Here is a 16,738-nt window from a genome sequence, read left to right as displayed (position 1 = left end):
CGCGATCGCCGGGGGAGCGAAGGCGCTGTGGGTGTCCTGGGGCAGGGTGTCACGCATGACGTCTCCGGGGAACGAGCTCGAGCCGGTCGGGTACGCCGAGCTGTTGGCGGATCTGAAGGCGCGGGTGCGCGCGACGCGGTTTCGGGCGGCGCGGGCGGCGAACACCGAGGTGCTGCGCCTGTACTGGTCGGTGGGGCACGACATCCTCGAGCGGCAGCGCACCGCGGGGTGGGGGAGCAAAGTTGTGACGTCGTTGGCGGCGAACCTGCAGCGTGAGTTCCCCGATCAGCGTGGCTGGTCACGGTCGAACCTGCTGTACATGCGGCGGGCCGCGGAGACCTGGCCCACGGAGGAGGAGTTCGTCCACCACGTTGGTGGACGATTGCCGTGGCGGCACGTGACGGTGCTGCTCGACCGCCTCAAGAGCCGCGAAGAGCGCGACTGGTACGCCGCGCGGGCAGTGGAAGACGGGTGGTCGCGCGCGGTGCTCGAGCACCAGATCAAGGCGGACCTTCGCGGCGCTATCGGAGCGGCACCGACGAACTTCACTGCTGCCCTGGAGGCCCCTGACTCTGAGATGGCGCAGCAGCTGGTCAAGGACCCTTATGTCTTCGAGCACCTGGCGATGGTCGAACGGGTGGCTGAGCGCGACGTCGAGCAGGCGCTGATGGACCGGCTGCAGGACACGATGCTCGAGCTCGGTCGCAGCATGGCGTTCGTCGGCCGGCAGGTGCGCTTGAGCGTGCCGGACGACGCGAGCGATCGCGTCGACGAGTTCTTCGTCGACCTGCTGTTCTTCCACGTCGAGCAGCTGCGCTACGTGGTGGTCGAGCTCAAGATCGGTTCCTTCGAACCCGGCCACGTCGGCCAGCTGGGCACCTACGTCGCGATCGTCGACGACCAGTTCCGTCGCCCCGAGATCCACGCGCCGACGATCGGGATCCTGCTGTGCACCGGAAAGTCCGGCCCCACGGTGCGGTACGCGCTGGCCAGCACCAGCGCGCCCGTCGCCGTCGCGGACTACCAAGGACTCCCCGCAGACGCGCGCGGAGTGCTGCCCAGCGCAGCGGAACTCGAGGCTGTCATCGAGGACGAGCTCGACCACCGCCCCTGACGAGCAGGGCCGCTGGGGCGAGAGCTACTCGCAGCAGACTCCGTCGCGGTCGAGGTGGCTGGCGCATCTCGGCTTGCCCCGGTGGACTGCAGAAGCCCCACGAGTGTCAGAGCCCTGGGACATCATCACGATGGCAGTTTCATCCACCAAGGAGTGCAGATGACCTACGACCAGGCCCCCGAAGCCCCCGTCACCCAGGAGCAGGCTCAAGCGACCGTTCAGGCTTTCATCGACGAGAGGGCTGCGTCCGGCGTCCAGATGGCCGATGCGTTCACCGACCTTGAACTCGTTGACGGCGTGCTAGCGGCTACGTGGAGGGAGGAGTCCATTGGTAAGGAGAAGAGCGACATCCTCCTGGAGCTCAACCCCCACGAGAACCTTGCCGTATGGCTCGGCATACCGCTGAGCTTCGACAACGAGGAGGGCCGCCAGATCCGGCAGCACGTTCACACAGTCAGCGTCAGCGGGCCCTTCGGCGTCCACAGCATGAGCGTGCGTGACCTCTACGAACGGGCCACCGGCCTGCGCTACGACGAGCCGTGATCGCTCACCGTCTGGTGCGTACCGCAGGGTCCGAGGTTCTCAGCCTTCTTGGTCCGATCCGAACCCGATCCAGGTCGGCGCTGACGCTAGACCGATAAGTCACGTTATGTCCGATGCTACGGAGAGTCCGCCAGGGCCTTCGCTTGTGCGGCGTTGTGTAGTCAGGGATTCGCCACTTCGAGGGCGGTGAGCTCCGAACCCATCTCGGCGAGGGCGGCGATGCGGCCCAGATCCGTCCCACCGCGACGCGAACTCCGCCACCCGATCGATCGACCGCTACCGCAGCTTCCGCGGTCACCGCCGACGGTTCGAAGATCCATACAAACCCTGACGCGGTGGGCCGCCCGTCCTACGTCCAGACCAGCTCACCACGTCACTGCAGGTCACGGCAGCGATCGTAACAATATTGGGTTTCAGTAAAACTAGCGCGCCTTCGGGCGTGGTAGGCGACGATCACGGAGAACGAAATACAGGCTGATCAAAATGATCGCCATGCCCACAACGCTGAGGGAAACGCTTTTCCATACCTCAACACCTCCGACAGCACTTCGCGCGAGCGGCCCCATGATGTCGAGCGGAACAGATGCGACCATCGCGCCAAATGCAATCGAGCAAGCGCGGGCGTCACGATGCGCGATACCAAGCAATAGGAAAGCAAGGCCGAGGAGAAAAGCAGGACCAGGAAAATGGATCAGCAGACTAACGTAGCCAAGGAGAAGAGTTGTCAAAACGACAGCGACATAGCCAGACGTTCTAGGAGTGAGATGAATAATGCGTCCCGCATAGTATGTAGCCAGGCGTGCAGTAAGAACCGTAACGACAGGGACGATCATGATCAGAACGTAAGATATCGGGTGACCAACAATGACAAGCATGGAAATGACGATGTAGCCAACTCCTGCCGTTAATGTCGGCAGTGCTTGCAGGATTGCTTGCGAGCGAACCTTCTCGTCATCAGGGCGCACCTTCGTCATGAACACATATTACCATCCAGAGCTCTCGGCCTTCCGTTTGGGAGCCGCCCGGCGAGAAGCCACCTTCCCGGAGTGCTGAGCGCTTCCCGGTAGGGGGCGGGCCTGCGGGCGCCGCCCCGGCGTGATCGCCTGCGCCGACACGAGCTAGCAACCCGTCGGACGGGTGACGCCTCTTGCACAGAGCGTCGCCCGAACGAGGTTCTACGTAGCTGATCACTCATCTACAACGCCTGCACTGCTGATGCCCACCGCCTGACCGACTCACGCCGACCTCGCTACAGCAATGCCTATTTGCCGGATCAGGGCGATTGTTACTGTGATATACGTCACACGGATGGCGCTTGTCGCTCGCGCATCGCTGTGCGACCTTCTTCGTGTCACTATTTGCTGATGCAAGGAGAATGCATGACACCGGTCACGGCCAGTCGTCCTTTTAGGCATCGTTGCCTAGCAATTGTTGCCGGATTATCTGTCTTGGCCCTAGCGCTGAGTGCGGCCCCGGCTTCTGCTGCGCCGGAAGAGCTCTCCGATTCGGATCACGAGGAACTCACTCAGTTCTTCGACGAGAACGGGGTATCTCTTGCGGTTCAAGACGAGCTATTCGAGAAACTCGAACGCGGCGAGATGTGGGACTCCATGAGCGAAATGGAACCTGAATCGACAACCAGAGAGAGCGTCGCAAACGTCGTGAAGATCACATCTGTCTTCGCGGACGGATCGATCTCTGTCGAAGAGGTTGAGAAGCCCAGCAAGCCCATCTCTGGCGAGATTGGGCCACTAGGAGTAGGTAGCTGCCAGTCGTCGTCTACAGGGTCGGGATATGCGAACCGATACGACTGCAGGGCATCGGCTTCGACTGGCATTATGACAATGGGGTTCTACATCTCCTACACTCTGGTCCAGGGTGGATACGACCAGATCACCGATGTTCACTCTCCGTTCCGCAGCATCAAAACCGGTACGGCGACGACGGCGAAGCTTTCGTTGGTCAAGTCGCGAGAGAACTCGAGTGGATCAGCGTGGGCAAAGGCCGTGAGCACGTATACCGGTTTTGCTGGCTCCCCCTCGGGCACCTATGAGATGCGAGCACTTGTCGGTAAAGACACCGCTTGGACGCGGTGGGCGCGAAAGGGAGCAGAAGGTTGAACACCCTACGAAAGATTGCCACCTCAGCACTACTGGGCTCTGTCATCTTTGCCTCATCAGTTACTCCCGTGGCAGCGAACGACGGTCTCGACGAAGCTCGAGAGTTCTGGACGAAGTACGGGGTTTCGACCTCTGTACAAGACGCACTCACGCACAAGTTCTTGACGACTGGTTCGATCGAGGCGACAGATGGTTACAGTGAGCCTGTGTCCGTGACTTCGGGATCCTTTGACGGCACTCCCGCCACGATCGCCACGTTTGCCGACGGATCCATCTCTGTGACGGCGGCGGAAGGCCCAACTGATAGCACTCCGGGCACGGTCGCGACGCAATCTGCAAGTGTTACGGGTTGCGACGCCGTATCCGGAAATTCTGCTCGGATGCGTTATAGCGGTTGCCGGGTCGTTGGCGATAATGGCATCTACCGCATAGGATTCAAGGTCACCTACGAAACCTATTTCGGCGCAGCGAACGCGGAGATCAAGGGTGCCGGTAGTGCTACCGCAAAGTCTGGAACCGGATCGATCACCGATCCTGTTCGGGACCTGTACCGGACGAAGTCCACTCGCACTACCAAAGCGGCCGTGAAGTATCGCTCCGACTACAAGGCGTGGAGCAACCAGCACCAGACCGATGTTTACCTTGGATTCTGGCTCACGTATAACGGGGTGCGTTCGGTAACAACGAGCTGATCCTTGAGCATTGCATCCCAGGCGAGCCCACGACTTGTTTGTGTCGTGGGCTCGCCTGTCTGGTGCGCTCAGTGAAGTTCCCGTTATGTCCACGAGAACCTGTCGTGGGATGTCTCGGCAGAACTATGCTGCGTCGGCTTTGCGTCAGGCCAGGTGCTCAAGACTGGGAGGATGCTGATGGCGGTTCCCGCAGGGTGTCGCCCGCCCGTCGTACGACCGCGGCAGGAGGTGAGCAGGATGTCCGGTGCGGACGCCGTCGAGGCGCTGACGCTGCCGTCCCTGGCGACGTTCTCCGTCTGCCTGTTGCCCCGGCGGATGTGGCTCGTGCTGCGACTCGCACGCGGTTGCGCCCTCCTGGTCCTCTTCGTGCTGGGCTGGACTGGGCAGCGGACGTCGCACAGGCCGGAGTACCGCCCCTTACGCCGGCGTGGGGGGTTGGGACTCGCTGTGCCGGGCACGGCGTGGCGGCTCGGCGTCCGGTAGGTCCGGGTGAGGCGCGCTACCCAGAGGGAGGCGCCGCCGCCAATCGCTGCGCCGGCGACCCCAGCGGCTACAACGATGAGGACGCCTGCGATCACTTGGGTCGCTCAGGCTTGAGGGTGATGATCGCGGTGGCCCGCGCGCCGCGGGGACGATGCTGTGCGCCGCCTCGATGGACTACGAGCACCCGGGCCACGCTCCCCCGTCGCAGGACGGACTGGTTCCTCGATGGCGACGTGGCCAGCCCCACGGCGGGGCGACGCGCGTTGTGGCGTCGTCTGCTCGACGAGGCGCGCGCTGAGGTTCCGGGTGTGCGGCACGAGGGCAAGGCGATCGTGCTGGCTGGTCCTCCAAGAGCTGGCAAGGGGCACGTGCAGAACGATGTCCTGGGGCTCGACAGGAGTGCATGGCTCGTCGTTGACGCGGACAAGTTCAAGGAGAAGCTGCTGCGCGAGGCGGTCGCCGACGGCAGCTACGAGGGCTTCCTCAAGCCGCGAGCCGTCGCTGAGCGAGAGGCCGACGGGGAACAGTTCTTCCCCCTCGAGCTCGCCGCGCTCGTGCATGAGGAGTCGGCCTACCTCGCGCGGCGCCTGCGCGACGAGGCGATGCGGGAGGGGACGAATATGGTCCTGGATTCGGTGCTGTCGGACCCGGACAAGGCGGTGCAGCTTGGTGGCCGGTTGGCGGCTGCGGGCTACGAGGTGCAGGTCGTCGACGTCGAGGTTCCGTACGAGCTGTCTCAGGCGCGGATCGCGCAACGTTGGCAGGAGGCGTACCAGGGTGCCGTCGTGCTGCCAGGCAACGGCCGCCGCGACGAGCAGCAGGAGTCCACGCCAGATCGTCTCCTCGGGCAGGGGCGACACGATCGCGAAGCAGAGTGGCCCGGCGATAGACCTGGGACCTGACCATGGTCCGGTCGCCACCTGGCGGAGAGTGCCCGGTCCTAGGGTACGGAAGGGTTCGCGCCGGTGACGGCCGGGCACGTGGCGAGGTGGTCGTCGACCAGCCCGCACGCCTGCATGGCCGCGTACGCCGTCGTCGGGCCGAAGAACCGGAAACCCTCCTTCTTGAGCGCCTTGGCCAGGGCCTTCGACTCGTCCGTCGTCGCCGGGACGTCCTGCCAGGTGGCGAGCCGTTCCGCCCGGGGCGGGGGAGCGAAGGACCAGAACAGCTCGTCGAGTGTGCGACCGGCCTCGTGCAGGGCCAGGACGGCCCGGCCGTTGGCGACGGTGGCCTCGATCTTGGCCCGGTTGCGCACGATGCGGGCGTCGCTCAGGAGCCGCTCGACGTCGTCGGGCGTCATGGCCGCCACGCGCTCGGGGTCGAACCCGGCGAAGACCTCGCGGAACGCATCACGCTTGCGCAGGATCGTCAGCCAGGACAACCCGGACTGGAATCCCTCGAGCGCGATCCGTTCGAGCAGCTCGGCCTCGCCGTGCACAGGGCGGCCCCACTCCGTGTCGTGGTACTCGGCGTAGAGCGGGTCGCCGTCGCCGAAGCAGCGTGCCGGACCCGGGGTCGTCGTCATGGGCACAGCCTGACCCACGGGACCGACATCCCGTGGACGTCGAGCAGGTGGAAACGCTCACCGCACTCCACAGGGAAACAGGTCGCGATTCGGAAACGATGCCCGTGTGCGCTGTAGGGGTCACTGGCAGGCCGGCAATCCAGTATCCGTAGGGCATGAGCTGGTTTGGATGGGCCCGAGGAACGAGCGTAGCCATGATGTCCCGCACATACGGAGGAATGATGATCGCTCGACTCCCCGCCTACGTGGCGACTCTGGCCTGCGCAACCATCGTGCTCAGCGCCTGTGCAGGTCCGTCAGGCGGCAGCGCCGGAGAGAGCTCTGCGGTGAGTGGTGTCAATGTCGAGGTGCTGCGCCAGGTGCATTTCGATTTCGAGCCCGCGAGTACGCCCGAGGAGCTGGTCGAAGAAGGTGGCAGCGAAGCCATCGTTCGCGGTCGCCTTCTGACGGTGGTGCAAGGTGGATCCATCGCTGAGTCCGACGAGGATGACGCGCCCGAACAGTACGTGATCCTCGAAGTCGAGGTGGAGGAGACCTATCAGGACCACGGTGGGGCCGTCGGAGACGGGCCGGTCTACGTCACGCTCCACCAGGGGCCTTGGATGGGTGACGACCTGGAGTACTCGATCGAGCACTGGAACCGGGCCCTACCGGCAGGGACAGAGATGATTCTCTATCTCATCAGCTCCGAGAGGGGCATGGTTCGCGGGGCCCATGGGATCCCCGACGACGCTCTCGGATTCACCCCCCTTCCCCAAGGCATGGTCATTCAGGACGATGGCGATGTGATCGGTGGGCTCGTTGACCTTGAGTCCGGGTGGGAGGCTCTGACGTGGGCCGAGCTTGAGTCGCAGGTGGAGGCTGCCTCGAGCGGATAGGGGCTGGACGACGGCTTTCCCGGCAGGTCGTGGCCACAGCCCGATTGACGGGACCGACATCCCGTGGAGGTTATCCACAGGCCGCCGGCGCGCCACCGGCCGCCGGGTCGACCCAGGCGAGGAACGCCGGCTCGACGACCTCGGCGAACGCCGCGTACCCGGCGGCGCCCGGGTGGTAGGAGTCGCCTGCGGCGACCTCGTGGCGCCACACCGTGTGCCCGACGGTTGCGGCGAAGGTCGCGACGTACGGCACCCCGAGTGCGTGGCAGGTGCGGGCGAAGCGGTCGTCGAGCGCGCGCAGGCGGTCGTTCTGGGCGTCGTCGTCGACGGCGGGTGGCCCGACGACGAGGACGCCGCCGTCCGCGGTGCGTCGCCGGGCCGTGGCGACCGCGCGGCGCAGCGCGTCCTCGCTCTGTGCCGCCGAGAGCCGTGGCCCGTCGTCGGTCGCGACGGTGTCGTTCACCCCGACCGCCAGCACCGCCCGGTTGTCGGCGCCCGGGACGAGGCGGGGCCGGAGCTCCGTGTCGATCCGGTCGGCGACCTGGGCCGACGTCTCGCCCCGCACGCCGAGGGGGTAGGCCGTGAGGGTGTGGCCCGCGGCGTGCGCCGCCGCGACGACGCGGCCGACCCAGCCGAGCGCGCTGGGGTCACCGACGGCGGCCGTGTAGGAGTCGCCGAGGAAGCAGATCCGCGGGTCGCGGGGTCGGTCGGGCACGAGCCGAACGTACCTCCCGCCGGCGGTGGGCAGGCTCGTTGCGCACGATAGTGACGAATCGGTTCGACACGACCACATCCTTGCCCCGCGGAAACAGGCCAAAAACTCGCCCTTGCATGACCGGCGTCACACGCTGTACCGTCGAACCGGTTCGCAACGGAGAGAGATCGAGGAGGCATGGTGGCCACCATCGGGGACGTCGCCCGGGTCGCGGGAGTCTCGCGCAGCACGGCGTCGTACGCGCTGTCCGGCAAGCGCACCATCTCGGCCGACGTCCGCCGTCGCGTCGAGGCCGCCGTCCGCGAGCTCGGCTACACCCCGAACGCCGGCGCCCGCGCCCTCGCCACCTCGCAGACCCGCGTCATCGGTCTGCTCGCCCAGTTCCTCGAGGACGAGTTCGCCCCGGCGATGCTGCAGTACATGCTCGGCGTCTCCAACACGGCCCGCGAGCTCGGCTACGACATCCTGCTCGCCACCGAGGCCGACGGTCGCAACGCCCTGCGGCGGATGACGGACTCCCGAATGGTGGACGGGATCGTGCTGCTCAACGTGGCCGAGCACGACGACCGCCTGCCGATCCTGCGCGAGGCGCCCCAGCCCGGAGCCCTCGTCGGCCTGCCGGCGGACTGCGCCGGCGTGGACGTCTTCGACCTCGACTTCGAGGACGCCGGCCGCCTCATGGTGGAGCACCTGCACCGGCTCGGGCACCGCGAGCTGGTGCTCGTCTCCCAGCCAGAGCACGTCGTCGAGCGGGGCGGTGCCTACGTGTGGCGCCTGCAGAACGCCGCGACGGAGGCCGCCCGCGTCCGCGGCATCACCCTGCACGCCGAGTTCGGCTCGGCGCACCAGCCCGAGGTCGGGCACGACCTGCACGGCCTGCTGGACGCCTACCCCCGCGCCACGGGCCTGCTCATCAACAACGAGGCCGCCGCGGCAGCGCTGCCGACGGTGCTGCACGAGCGCGAGCTCTCCGCACCGGCCGACCTGTCCGTCGTCGGGCGGTACTCGGACGAGTTCGCCCGCACCTTCTCCCTGCCGTACTCCTCGATCGAGAGCGCGCCCGACCGCCTCGGCCGCATGGCCGTGCGCGAGCTCGTGCGCCGCATCGAGGGCCAGGCAGGAGCCGACGAACCGCACGTCGTCCGGTTCGTCTCGCCCGAGCTGATCGACCGGGGCAGCACGGCCGCCCCGCGAGAGGACTGATCCCGCACCACCGTCGCGCAGCGACCGCACAGCCAGTCAGCGAACCGGTTCGACAATCCGGACCGGTCGCGGCACAGCAGAAGAAGCACCACACCGGCCGCCGACGACGTCGGACCGGCCGCCGTTCAAGGAGGAACAGCCATGCAGCACCATCGGCGCAAGCACACCACTCTCGCGGCGACAGCCGCCCTCGCCGTCGTCGGCGTCCTCGGCGCCTGCTCGTCGGACGGCGGTGCCAGCAGCGACGAGGCGACCGGCGACGCACCAGGTGGCACCTACACCTGGTGGGACCCGTACCCCCAGCACGAGGGATCGTCCGACTGGGAGGGCCGCGTCCAGCAGTGCGGCGAGCAGGCCGGCGTGACCATCGAGCGCACCGCCTACGACACCACAGCGCTGACCAACCAGGCGCTGCTCGCCGCGCAGGAGGGCACCTCGCCCGACGTCATCCTGCTCGACAACCCCGCCGTCTCCACCCTGGCCGACACCGGCATGCTGACCACCGTCCACGAGTTCGGCCTGGACACCTCGGCCATCGACGCGAACCTCCTCGACGCAGGCGTCCTGGAGGGTGACGCGTACGGCATCCCGATCGGCGCCAACACGCTGTCGCTGTACTACAACGCCGAGATCCTCTCCGACGCGGGCGTCGACCCGGCGTCGATCACCGACTGGGACTCGCTGACCTCGGCGCTCGCGCAGGTCGACGAGGCCGGCCACCGCGGCATCACGTTCGCCGGCATCGGCACCGAGGAGGGCTCGTTCCAGTTCCTGCCCTGGTTCTGGGGCTCCGGCGCCGACCTGACCGACCTCGCCTCGCCGGAGGCCGTCGAGGCCCTCGAGCTGTGGAAGGGCTGGCTCGACGAGGGCTACGCGCCCAACTCGGTCATCAACAACTCCCAGAACACCGTGTGGGAGGAGTTCCTCACCGGCGACTTCGCCTTCGCGGAGAACGGCACCTGGCAGGTCAACAGCGCGGCCGAGGCCGAGTTCGAGACCGGCATCGTCCAGCTCCCGGGCAAGGACGGCGGCGTCGCCCCGGCCCCGACCGGTGGCGAGTTCATCGTCGCGCCCGTCCAGTCGGACACGGCGCGCTACGACGTGACGCGCCAGATCGTCGAGTGCATGACGACGCCGGAGGGCTTCGTCGAGACGGCGAACACCTTCGCGTACTACATCCCGCCGACGGCGGAGGGCCAGGAGCAGCTGACGGCCGAGAACGCCGACCTCGAGCCGTGGGTCGAGGCCGTGCAGAACGCCAAGGGTCGCACCAGCGACAACCTCGGCACCGACTACCCGAAGATCTCCGAGGCCCTGTGGACGGCCGTGCAGAACGCACTCTCCGGCGCCGCCACCCCGGCCGAGGCCCTCGAGGCCGCACAGGCCAACGCCGAGGCTGCGACCAGCTGACGCACCTCCGACGAAGGACGACACCATGAGCAGCACCCCGACAGTCGTCGGGTCGCGTCACGAGCCGCGCGGCACGGCGGGCACCCGGCCCGCCGTGCCGCCCGGCCGGCGGCGACGACGGACGCTGAACCCGAGCCAGTGGGCCGCCGTCGGCTTCGCCGCGCCGCTCCTCGTCTACCTCGCGGTCTTCTACGCGTACCCGTTGTGGCGCAACATCGACCTGTCCCTGCACGACTACACGATCCGCGCGTTCGTCCAGGGCGACGCCGAGTTCGTCGGGTTCGAGAACTACCTCGAGATCTTCGGCTCCTCGACGTTCCCGACGGCGCTGCTCAACACGGGGCTGTTCACGATCGGCTCGATCGTGTTCCAGTTCTCGATCGGGCTGGCGCTGGCGGTGTTCTTCCGGTCGAGCTTCCGCCTGTCCAGCTTCCTGCGCGCCCTGTTCCTCGTGCCGTGGCTCCTGCCGCTCATCGTCTCGGCCTCCACCTGGGCCTGGATGCTGAACAGCGACAACGGCATCGTGAACTCGGTGATCCAGGCGTTCGGGGGCGAGCAGATCAACTGGCTCACCTCGCCGGACACCGCCCTGCTGTCGGTGACCATCGCCAACATCTGGCTGGGCATCCCGTTCAACCTCGTCATCCTCTACTCGGGCCTGCAGAACATCCCCGGTGAGGTCTACGAGGCGTCGTCGCTCGACGGCGCGGGCCCCTGGCGGCAGTTCTGGAGCATCACGTTCCCGCTGCTGCGGCCCGTCTCGGCGATCACGATCCTGCTCGGCCTGATCTACACGCTCAAGGTCGTGGACGTCATCTGGGTGATGACCACCGGCGGGCCGGGCGACGCGTCGACGACGCTCGCCATCTGGTCCTACCGGGAGGCGTTCGGCACCGGCATGCCGTCCTTCTCGCCCGCGGCCGCGGTCGGCAACCTGCTCATCGTCATCGCGCTCGTCTTCGGGTTCCTGCACCTGCAGCTCCAGCGCCGACAGGAGGCCTCATGACCACCCAGCGCTCCTGGTGGAAGACGGCCCTGGGCATCTTCTTCACCCTGCTCATGCTGTTCCCCGTCTACTGGATGGTGAACGTCTCGTTCACCGAGACCCGCGACCTGCGCTCCTCCCCGCCGCACTGGTTCCCCTGGAACCCCACCTTCGACGGGTACGAGGCGGTCTTCGCCCAGCAGCTGCCCGCCCTCGGGACCAGCCTGCTGATCGGGCTGGGGTGCGTGGTGCTGACCGTCGTCATCGCCGCGCCGGCCGGCTATGCGCTCGCCCTGCTGCACCTGCGCGGCGGGCGCACGCTGAACTTCCTGCTGCTGGTCGCGCAGATGATCCCGGCCGTGGTCATGGCGATGGGCTTCTACGCCGTCTACAACAGCCTCGGGCTGCTCAACTCGGTGGGCGGCCTCATCATCGCGGACTCCACGATCGCCGTGCCGTTCGGCGTGCTGCTCTTCACGGCGTTCATGGCCGGCATCCCGCGCGAGCTGCTGCAGGCGGCGCGGGTGGACGGTGCCGGGCCGTGGCGCACGTTCGTCTCGATCGTGCTGCCGGTGAGCCGCAACTCGATCCTCACGGTCTCGCTGTTCGCCTTCCTGTGGGCGTGGTCGGACTTCATCTTCGCCTCGACCCTCAACCGCAACGGCAACCTCATCCCGATCACGCTGAGCATCTACAACTACATCGGCAACAACACGACGCAGTGGAACGCGATCATGGCCACCGCCGTCGTCGCGTCGGTCCCGGCGACGGTGCTGCTGGTGGTCGCTCAGCGCTACGTGGCCGCCGGCGTCACCGCCGGCGCCGTCAAGGACTGACAAGGACACCTTCTGTGACTGACACCCTCACCAGCAGCGGCGTCCGGGCCCGGCCCGTCGCCCCCGGCGGGAACCGCCGCGGCGTCGGCATCGGCGAGCTGCTGCTCGACGGCGGGTTCTGGGGGCGGCTCCAGGAGACCAACGCCCGCGCCACCCTGCAGCACTGCGCCGACTGGATGGAACGCCTCGGCTGGCTCGCCAACTTCGACCGGGTCGCCGACAGCACGGTCGGCACCGACGACACCCCGCGGCCCGGCTGGCAGTTCTCGGACTCCGAGGTCTACAAGCTGCTCGAGGCGATGGCCTGGGAGCTCGGGCGTACCGGTGATCCCGTGGTCGGCGCCCTGTGGACCAAGCTCGTCGGGCGGGTCTCGGCCGCACAGGACGACGACGGTTATCTGAACACCTGCTACGGCCACGCCGGCCAGCCGGCCCGCTACTCCGACCTGTCGACCGGGCACGAGCTGTACTGCACCGGGCACCTGCTGCAGGCCGCCGTCGCCCGGGTGCGCACCCACGGCGAGGACGACCTGGTCGAGGTGGCGCGCCGCGCCGCGGACCAGGTGTGCCGCGAGTTCGGGCCGGACGGCCGCGACGGCCTCTGCGGTCACCCCGAGATCGAGCTCGGCCTGGCGGAGCTGGGGCGTGCGCTGGACGAGCCCCGCTACACCGAGCAGGCCCGGTTGTTCGTCGAGCGGCGCGGGCGGGGAACCCTCGCCCCGATCGCCCTGCTCAGCCCGGCGTACTTCCAGGACGACGTCCCGGTCCGTGAGGCGGACGTGTGGCGCGGGCACGCCGTGCGGGCGCTGTACCTGGCGGCCGGGGCGGTCGACGTCGCGGTCGACACCGGCGACGACGAGCTGCGCGCCGCCGTGGAGCGGCAGTGGACGCGCTCGGTGGAGCGCCGCACCTACCTCACCGGGGGGATGGGGTCGCGTCACCAGGACGAGGGGTTCGGGGACGACTGGGAGCTGCCCCCGGACCGCGCCTACTGCGAGACGTGCGCCGGCATCGCCTCGGTCATGGTGTCGTGGCGCCTGCTGCTCGCCTCCGACGACGTCCGCTACGCCGACCTGATCGAGCGCACCTTCTTCAACGTGGTCGCCACCTCGCCGCGGGCGGACGGCCGGGCCTTCTTCTACGCCAACCCGTTGCAGCAGCGCGAGCAGGGCGCGCCGATGCAGCCCGACGCCGTGAACCCGCGGGCCGAGGGCGGTGCCCGGGCACCCTGGTTCGACGTCTCCTGCTGCCCCACCAACGTGGCGCGGACGCTCGCCTCGTGGCACACCTACGCGGCGTTCGTCGAGGGCCTTGCGGAACCTGGCGGGCCAGCCGGCTCCGCGCCGGTCGTCACGCTCGCCCAGTACGCGAGCGGTGACCTGCGCCTCGCCGTGGGTGACGGCGAGCTCGCGCTGCGCGTCGACACGACCTACCCCGCGTCGGGGACCGTGCGGGTCGTGGTGGTCGAGGCGCCGTCGCAGCCCGTCACGCTGCGCCTGCGGGTGCCGCACTGGGCCGACGGCGCGACACTCGCTGCGCCGTCGGGCGGGCCGTCGGGGGAGGGCACCGGCGCGCGACGGCCCGTGGACCCCGGCTGGGTCGACGTGCCGGGCGCGCTCGCGGCGGGTGACGTCGTCGTCCTCGAGCTCCCCGTCGGGCCGCGTCTGACCTGGCCGGACCCGCGCGTGGATGCCGCGCGCGGCACGGCCGCCGTGGAGCGCGGGCCCCTCGTGCTGTGCCTGGAGTCCGTGGACCTTCCCGCCGGCGTCGCGCTGGAGGAGGTCCGGATCGACACGGCGGCGGAGGTGCGGCCGCACGGGGACGGCGCGATCGTCGCGGCGCGCACGCTGCCGCTGCCCGACGGCGGCTCGGGCAGGCCGCCGTTCGCTGCCGGGCAACCGGTGCCCGGCCCGTCCGACGGCGCTGCCGAGCTGCTCGAGGTCCCCCTCGTGCCGTACCACCGGTGGGCCGAGCGCGGACCGTCGACCATGCGCGTGTTCGTGCCGACCGCCTCGCCCGACCGACCAGCACCTGACGTGACCTCACACCCAGAACACCCGTCGAAGGAGACCCGGTGACCGCATCGACCGGCACGACCACCCCGCCCGACAGCCCGGTGCACGCCGACGGCACTCGCCTGGTGTGGCGTGGCGGCGGCGAGGTGCTCGTCGTCGAGCCCTGGGGGCGTGACAGCGTCCGCGTGCGTGCCACCGTCATGGGGGAGGTCGAGGACACCGACTGGGCCCTGCTGCCCCCGGACCCCGGGGCCCACGCCGACGCCCGGGTGGAGCTGCGACCGGACGGCGCCACCCTGCGCAACGGCGCGATCCGTGTCGAGCTGGCGGCGTCGTCGGGGTTCCACCACTCCGTGGGCTACGAGGTGTTCCACTGCGAGCTGGCGTTCTACGACGCCAACGGCCGCCTGCTGCTGCGCGAGCACGACCGGGGCGGGTCGCTGAACCTCCGGGCCCGGCACCTGCGCCCGCACCAGGGGGGCGACGGGCACACGCTGACGGCGTCGTTCGAGTCCGACCCGGAGGAGCGGCTGGCCGGGATGGGCCAGTACCAGCAGCACGTGCTGGACCTCAAGGGCTCGACGTTCGAGCTGGCGCACCGCAACTCCCAGGCGTCGGTGCCGTTCGTGGTCTCCAGCGCGGGGTACGGGTTCCTGTGGCACGACCCGGCGATCGGCCGGGCGACGTTCGCCCGCAACCGCACCGAGTGGCACGCCGAGTCGACGCACCAGCTGGACTACTGGGTCACGGCCGGCTCCACCCCGGCCCAGATCTCGCGCGCCTACGCCGACGCCACCGGCCACGCCCCGATGATGCCGGAGCGCGGTCTGGGGTTCTGGCAGTGCAAGCTGCGCTACTGGAACCAGGAGCAGCTGCTCGAGGTCGCGCGCGAGCACCGTCGTCGTGGCCTGCCGCTGGACGTGATCGTCGCGGACTTCTTCCACTGGCCGCACATGGGCGACTACCGCTTCGAGGACGAGTTCTGGCCGGACCCGGCGGCCATGGTGGCCGAGCTGCGTGACCTCGGCGTCGAGCTCATGGTGTCGGTCTGGCCGCAGGTGGCGCTGTCCTCGGAGAACTTCGAGCACCTGCGCCAGCACAACCTGCTGGTGCGCGCCGATCGTGGCCTGGACGTCCAGATGTCCTTCGAGGGGCCGAGCGTGTTCCTCGACGTGACCAATCCTGAGGCGCGTCGCTGGCTGTGGGAGACCTGCCGCCGGAACTACGGCGAGCACGGCATCCGCACCTTCTGGCTGGACGAGGCCGAGCCGGAGTTCGGCGTCTACGACTACGACGCGTACCGCACGCACCTGGGCCCGTACCAGCGGGTCGGCAACCTCTACCCGCAGGCCTTCTCCCGGGCCTTCGCGGACGGTCAGCGGGCCGACGGCGAGGACGAGGTGGTGAACCTCGTCCGGTGCGCGTGGGCCGGCAGCCAGCGGTACGGCGCGCTGGTGTGGTCGGGTGACATCGCCTCGACGTGGCAGGACATGGCCCGGCAGATCACGGCGGGCATCCACATGGGTGTCGCGGGCATCCCGTGGTTCACCACGGACATCGGGGGCTTCCACCACGGGGACGGAGCCGACCCGGAGTTCCACGAGCTGTTGGTGCGGTGGTTCCAGCTCGGGGCGTTCAGCCCCGTCATGCGTCTGCACGGGGACCGGCTGCCGTACGAGGAGATCACCGCGGCGGACGGCTCACGGAGGCTGCGCTCGGGCGGGCCGAACGAGCTGTGGAGCTTCGGCGAGGAGGTGTACACGATCCTCGAGCGGTACGTCCATCTGCGTGAGGCGTTGCGCTCCTATGTCCGCGACGTGATGCGCGCCGCGCACACCGACGGCCAGCCGGCGATGCGTGGCCTCTTCCACGAGTTCCCGGACGATCCCCGGGCGTGGGACGTGGACGACCAGTTCCTGCTGGGCCCCGACGTCCTGGTCGCCCCGGTCCTGAGCGCCGGCGCGCGCGAGCGGGAGGTCTACCTGCCTGCGGGTGCCCGTTGGACCGACGCCGCGACCGGCAGGGTGCACGACGGCGGTACGGTCGTGCGCGCGGACGCTCCGCTCGACGTGGTGCCCGTCTTCCTGCGTGACGGTGCGCTCACGCACCTCGTCGGACGGACGGCAGGTGCTGCCGGGCACCGTACGGCACGGCTCGACGGCACGACCGAGTAGACCTCAGGGGTTCGAGGCCGGCCGTCGCGGCGGCGTCGAACCGGT

General features: G+C 68.5%; 16 protein-coding genes. 13 read left to right on the top strand and 3 right to left on the bottom strand.

Translation table 11 applies throughout. The features are described 5' to 3' along the window. The first annotated feature begins 55 nt into the window (after positions 1 to 55). On the top strand, positions 56 to 1,114 hold the full coding sequence (locus PZC42_RS14120) for a PDDEXK nuclease domain-containing protein (protein WP_277212176.1): 1,059 nt from the start codon (positions 56 to 58) through the stop codon (positions 1,112 to 1,114). A gap of 159 nt (positions 1,115 to 1,273) precedes the next feature. Next, complete coding sequence (locus PZC42_RS14115; RefSeq protein ID WP_277212175.1) at positions 1,274 to 1,657, top strand: hypothetical protein; 384 nt, start codon at positions 1,274 to 1,276, stop codon at positions 1,655 to 1,657. Positions 1,658 to 2,079: 422 nt separating this feature from the next. On the opposite strand, the gene PZC42_RS14110 is transcribed toward PZC42_RS14115, so the two are convergent. Further along, on the bottom strand, positions 2,080 to 2,631 hold the full coding sequence (locus PZC42_RS14110; protein ID WP_277212174.1) for a hypothetical protein: 552 nt from the start codon (positions 2,629 to 2,631) through the stop codon (positions 2,080 to 2,082). 405 nt (positions 2,632 to 3,036) lie between these two features. Here PZC42_RS14110 and PZC42_RS14105 point away from each other — a divergent pair, with 405 nt between their 5' ends. From PZC42_RS14105 to PZC42_RS14090, 4 genes are all read left to right on the top strand, one after another. Beyond that, positions 3,037 to 3,777: a hypothetical protein gene (locus PZC42_RS14105; protein ID WP_277212173.1), complete on the top strand. Its 741-nt coding sequence runs from the start codon at positions 3,037 to 3,039 to the stop codon at positions 3,775 to 3,777. 68 nt (positions 3,778 to 3,845) lie between these two features. Next, the gene (locus PZC42_RS14100; protein WP_277212172.1) at positions 3,846 to 4,469 is read left to right on the top strand and encodes a hypothetical protein; all 624 of its coding nucleotides are present in this window, start codon (positions 3,846 to 3,848) and stop codon (positions 4,467 to 4,469) included. Positions 4,470 to 4,706: 237 nt separating this feature from the next. Further along, positions 4,707 to 4,952, top strand: coding sequence for a hypothetical protein (locus PZC42_RS14095; RefSeq protein ID WP_277212171.1), 246 nt, complete (start codon positions 4,707 to 4,709; stop codon positions 4,950 to 4,952). A gap of 233 nt (positions 4,953 to 5,185) precedes the next feature. Continuing rightward, on the top strand, positions 5,186 to 5,854 hold the full coding sequence (locus PZC42_RS14090; protein WP_277212170.1) for a zeta toxin family protein: 669 nt from the start codon (positions 5,186 to 5,188) through the stop codon (positions 5,852 to 5,854). Between the two features lie 38 nt (positions 5,855 to 5,892). On the opposite strand, the gene PZC42_RS14085 is transcribed toward PZC42_RS14090, so the two are convergent. Next, positions 5,893 to 6,477, bottom strand: coding sequence for a DNA-3-methyladenine glycosylase I (locus PZC42_RS14085; RefSeq protein ID WP_277212169.1), 585 nt, complete (start codon positions 6,475 to 6,477; stop codon positions 5,893 to 5,895). Positions 6,478 to 6,698: 221 nt separating this feature from the next. Between PZC42_RS14085 and PZC42_RS14080 the strand changes: the two genes are divergently transcribed. Then, complete coding sequence (locus PZC42_RS14080) at positions 6,699 to 7,355, top strand: hypothetical protein (RefSeq protein WP_277212168.1); 657 nt, start codon at positions 6,699 to 6,701, stop codon at positions 7,353 to 7,355. A gap of 70 nt (positions 7,356 to 7,425) precedes the next feature. On the opposite strand, the gene PZC42_RS14075 is transcribed toward PZC42_RS14080, so the two are convergent. Continuing rightward, positions 7,426 to 8,070 carry a GDSL-type esterase/lipase family protein gene (locus PZC42_RS14075; RefSeq protein WP_277212167.1) on the bottom strand — a complete coding sequence of 215 codons (645 nt, stop codon included), beginning with the start codon at positions 8,068 to 8,070 and terminating at the stop codon, positions 7,426 to 7,428. Between the two features lie 177 nt (positions 8,071 to 8,247). Between PZC42_RS14075 and PZC42_RS14070 the strand changes: the two genes are divergently transcribed. From PZC42_RS14070 to PZC42_RS14045, 6 genes are all read left to right on the top strand, one after another. Continuing rightward, positions 8,248 to 9,273, top strand: coding sequence for a LacI family DNA-binding transcriptional regulator (locus PZC42_RS14070; RefSeq protein WP_277212166.1), 1,026 nt, complete (start codon positions 8,248 to 8,250; stop codon positions 9,271 to 9,273). 141 nt (positions 9,274 to 9,414) lie between these two features. Further along, complete coding sequence (locus PZC42_RS14065) at positions 9,415 to 10,683, top strand: sugar ABC transporter substrate-binding protein (RefSeq protein ID WP_277212165.1); 1,269 nt, start codon at positions 9,415 to 9,417, stop codon at positions 10,681 to 10,683. A gap of 25 nt (positions 10,684 to 10,708) precedes the next feature. Further along, positions 10,709 to 11,689 carry a carbohydrate ABC transporter permease gene (locus PZC42_RS14060; RefSeq protein WP_277212164.1) on the top strand — a complete coding sequence of 327 codons (981 nt, stop codon included), beginning with the start codon at positions 10,709 to 10,711 and terminating at the stop codon, positions 11,687 to 11,689. Next, on the top strand, positions 11,686 to 12,504 hold the full coding sequence (locus PZC42_RS14055) for a carbohydrate ABC transporter permease (RefSeq protein WP_277212163.1): 819 nt from the start codon (positions 11,686 to 11,688) through the stop codon (positions 12,502 to 12,504). Before PZC42_RS14060 ends, PZC42_RS14055 begins: the two co-directional genes overlap by 4 nt. A gap of 14 nt (positions 12,505 to 12,518) precedes the next feature. Then, entirely contained in the window at positions 12,519 to 14,582 is a 2,064-nt protein-coding gene (locus PZC42_RS14050) for a glycoside hydrolase family 127 protein (RefSeq protein ID WP_277212162.1), read from the top strand. Next, positions 14,579 to 16,693 (top strand): glycoside hydrolase family 31 protein, encoded by a 2,115-nt coding sequence (locus PZC42_RS14045; RefSeq protein ID WP_277212161.1) that lies wholly within the window; start codon positions 14,579 to 14,581, stop codon positions 16,691 to 16,693. Before PZC42_RS14050 ends, PZC42_RS14045 begins: the two co-directional genes overlap by 4 nt. Positions 16,694 to 16,738: the final 45 nt, after the last annotated feature.

It is taken from the genome of Isoptericola croceus, from assembly GCF_029382255.1.
Classification (GTDB): domain Bacteria; phylum Actinomycetota; class Actinomycetes; order Actinomycetales; family Cellulomonadaceae; genus Isoptericola; species Isoptericola croceus.
This window is presented reverse-complemented; position numbering and strand designations above follow the sequence as displayed.

Excerpts from the sequence above, each read along its gene's own strand:
- PZC42_RS14120 (WP_277212176.1), top strand. The coding sequence starts at position 56 with ATGACGTCTCCGGGGAACGAGCTCGAGCCGGTCGGGTACGCCGAGCTG.
- PZC42_RS14115 (WP_277212175.1), top strand. The coding sequence starts at position 1,274 with ATGACCTACGACCAGGCCCCCGAAGCCCCCGTCACCCAGGAGCAGGCT.
- PZC42_RS14110 (WP_277212174.1), bottom strand. The coding sequence starts at position 2,631 with ATGACGAAGGTGCGCCCTGATGACGAGAAGGTTCGCTCGCAAGCAATC.
- PZC42_RS14105 (WP_277212173.1), top strand. The coding sequence starts at position 3,037 with ATGACACCGGTCACGGCCAGTCGTCCTTTTAGGCATCGTTGCCTAGCA.
- PZC42_RS14095 (WP_277212171.1), top strand. The coding sequence starts at position 4,707 with ATGTCCGGTGCGGACGCCGTCGAGGCGCTGACGCTGCCGTCCCTGGCG.
- PZC42_RS14085 (WP_277212169.1), bottom strand. The coding sequence starts at position 6,477 with ATGACGACGACCCCGGGTCCGGCACGCTGCTTCGGCGACGGCGACCCG.
- PZC42_RS14080 (WP_277212168.1), top strand. The coding sequence starts at position 6,699 with ATGATCGCTCGACTCCCCGCCTACGTGGCGACTCTGGCCTGCGCAACC.
- PZC42_RS14070 (WP_277212166.1), top strand. The coding sequence starts at position 8,248 with ATGGTGGCCACCATCGGGGACGTCGCCCGGGTCGCGGGAGTCTCGCGC.
- PZC42_RS14065 (WP_277212165.1), top strand. The coding sequence starts at position 9,415 with ATGCAGCACCATCGGCGCAAGCACACCACTCTCGCGGCGACAGCCGCC.
- PZC42_RS14060 (WP_277212164.1), top strand. The coding sequence starts at position 10,709 with ATGAGCAGCACCCCGACAGTCGTCGGGTCGCGTCACGAGCCGCGCGGC.
- PZC42_RS14055 (WP_277212163.1), top strand. The coding sequence starts at position 11,686 with ATGACCACCCAGCGCTCCTGGTGGAAGACGGCCCTGGGCATCTTCTTC.